Annotated in this window: 3 protein-coding genes; all 3 read right to left on the reverse strand. The window is 62.6% G+C overall.

All coding sequences use genetic code 11. From position 1 onward, the window contains the following. Positions 1 to 1,584: serine/threonine-protein kinase (locus tag ACKVY0_RS16400; protein WP_409215905.1), on the reverse strand; the 1,584-nt coding region annotated here is incomplete at its 3' end. A 98-nt stretch (positions 1,585 to 1,682) separates the two neighbouring features. Then, a complete protein-coding gene (locus ACKVY0_RS16405; protein WP_409215906.1) occupies positions 1,683 to 2,213 on the reverse strand; it encodes an ECF-type sigma factor in 531 nt (176 codons plus the stop codon). Between the two features lie 306 nt (positions 2,214 to 2,519). After that, the coding region (locus ACKVY0_RS16410) for an SDR family oxidoreductase (RefSeq protein WP_409215907.1) at positions 2,520 to 2,981 on the reverse strand (462 nt) is incomplete at its 5' end.

The raw sequence follows: 2,981 nt of genomic DNA on the forward strand, positions 1-2,981 counted from the left end.
CGTGGTGAAAATGGCGCCGCCATTGCCACCGCCGCCATTTTTGATGAAACGGCAGTCGTGCAAGGTGAGCGTACCCTCATTGTTGATGGCCCCTCCCTGCCCCGAGCCGATGCTGGATGCCAGCGCCTCGGCGGTGAAGGTGACGCGCATCACGCCGACCACCGCTCCGGCTTTGATGCTGAGCTTTCGATAACCTCCCTGCGGAGAATGCAGCGTGATGCCCTGCGGCAGAGCGGAGGCATCCAGCTCAAGGTTCTTCTCGATCACCAGCTCTCCCTTTGTGGCGTCGAGAGTGATTTTGCTTTCCCTTCCGAACACCGAAGGATCAAAGGTGATACGCGCTCCCGGTGCGGCATCCCGCACGGCTTCACGCAGCGAAACTCCGCTGCTTGTGGTGCCTGGCGGATCAAGTTCATCCTCGGCGGTGGTCACGACATGCCTGGGCGCAGGCCACCAGGCATGCAGGGCAAAAGCCACAGCGGCACAGGCAGCAGTGGCAAGCACGACCTTGATCCAGGGAATGGCCCTTCGTGGCTGCACGCTGGCTTTACCGTTCAACCAAGCTTCCAAATCATCCGCCAGTGCGGCTGCCGTGGGGTGGCGGTCTGTGGGCCGCTTCTCCAGGCACTTCATCATGATCGCCGCGAGATCGCGGTGTGGTGTGCGCGGCGCGGGAGGCGCTTTCTCGGCCACCTGCTTTAACAGTTCGATCAGGTCTTCCGACTGAAACACATGCCGGCCCTCCACCAGCTCATAAAGGATCGCGCCGAGGCTGTAGATGTCCGTGGCGGGCGTGAGTTCGCGACCGCCGCCACGCGCCTGCTCCGGACTCATGTAGTGAGGCGTGCCCATCGCCATCCCGGTCATCGTCAAACCAGACTCCATGCCGATTTTGCGCGCCAGGCCGAAGTCCGTGATGTGCGGCTCACCGGCGGCATCAATCAAGATGTTCCCCGGCTTCAAATCGCGATGCAGGATGCCCTTGGCGTGCGCGTGTTGCACCGCGCGCGCGACTTTGACCATGAGGGCCGCAGCTTTGCGGGGATCTGCCTGGTACTCTGCGATACGAAACTGCAGCGTGCCGCCCTCGACGAGCTTCATGCTGAAATACGGCTGCCCCTCATGCGCGCCGACCTCGTAGATCGGCACGATGTTTGGATGGTCCAACGAGGCTGCCGCCGTGGCCTCCGCACGCAGCCGCCGGGTGTCCACCTCCGTGGTCAGCAGCGGCCGGTCCCGCAGCATCTTCAGCGCCACCACACGGTCCAGAGACACCTGCCGCGCTCGAAACACCACGCCGGAGGAACCGTGGGCGATTTCATCCAGCAGCACATAGTCGCCGAAGTAACCGACCTTGTCTCCCGCGACGGGAATAGCGACGGATGTCGCTAGGGTCTCGTTCAGTTCCTGAAAATTGTCCGGTGCAGCGTCCGATTCCAGCATCGCCTCGATGCGCTTCAGTAGCCCGGCATCGTCACCGCATGCCTCCTTGATGAAGCGGGAACGCTCGCCGACATCCGCGATCTCCTGGGCTGCGAGGAAGATGTCCTTCTGTCGTGAAATGGAGGAGCTGGGGGAGGGCATGGCTGGCAGGTGGAGGACGGATGAAATGCAGGTCGAAAGTCGAAAAATGGCATCGTCAGCAAGATATGCCCCGTCACGGATTCAAAACGGCAAAAAAATCAGGTCAGCTCGGTCCGCAGCCAGGCGCGCACGAAGGTCCACTGCCGGTGCAGCTCCCGTTCTTCGATGCCGGTCATCTCCGCGATCTCCTGCCACTTCAGCCCCACGAAATAGCGCAACCCCACGACCTCGGCGAGGAACGGCTCTTCTTTCGCCAGCCGTTCCAGCGCCTCATCCAGCGCCAGCAGCTCCTCCTCGGGCGCGGGCGCGGCGATCTCCACATCATCCAGAACCACATGCTCATGGTTCCCGCCACGCTTGAGGCGGTGTTTGTCACGCGCGCGATTGATCAGGATGCGCCGCATGGCCTGCGCCGCCGCGCCGAAGAAGTGCCGCCGGTTTTCCCAGCGCGGAGCGGCGTCTGTGGCCACGCGCATCCACGCCTCATGCACCAGCGCCGTCGCCGTCAGCGTCTGCTGGGCATTGGCCGCCACCATTCCGCGGGCCAGCTTGCGCAGATCATCATAGACCTGCGGCAGCAGCTCCGAGGAACTGGCATCGGCATTGGCAGGCGCGAGATTTTCGTCCATGAGCAAAGAGTGTCCGCATCGCGCACGACTGTCAATTCACGGAGCCGTCATCTAGGCGCACTCGCCAGAGTGCGGGGATTGTTCGCTTCGATGTCGCCGCTCCTCGTTCGCGTTCTGGCGAACGCGCCTACAGGGCGTAGGCGCACTCGCCAGAGTGCGGGGATTGTTCGCTTCGATGTCGCCGCTCCTCGTCCGCGATCTGGCGAACGCGCCTACAGGGCGTAGGCGCACTCGCCAGAGTGCGGGGATTGTTCGCTTCGATGTCGCCACTCCCCGTCCGTGTCCTGGAGCGCGCGCCTACCTGTCTCACGGCTTCGCCGGAATCGTCGTGCTGTCCTTCGGCGGATTGCGACCGATGAAGGGATGCTGCTCCAAATCGAAGACCTGACCGCTGATGGGACCGCATTCGTCAGCAAGCAGCCACGCGGCACACGCGGCGATTTCTTCAGGCCAGAGGATGCGGCCAGCGGGGGCATAGACTTTCGGCAGATCGGCATACCAGTCGTCTTTGAGGCCGTGGGAACGCTTTCTTTTCGCCTCGTTTTCGGTCAGCACCCAGCCGGGATTGATCTGATTTACGCGCACGCCGTCTTCGCGCATGAGCGTATCGCCCAGATTGCGTGTGAGCGTCATGAGAGCGCCTTTTGAGACGCTGTAGGGCATCAAATTGGGCTCACCACTGTAAGCGTTGACGCTGCCGATGTTGATAATACTGCCGTGCGACTCGCGGAGATGCGGCAACGCAGCACGGATGAGGAGGTAAGGCAC

Source organism: Prosthecobacter sp., from assembly GCF_046154365.1.
GTDB lineage: Bacteria > Verrucomicrobiota > Verrucomicrobiia > Verrucomicrobiales > Verrucomicrobiaceae > Prosthecobacter.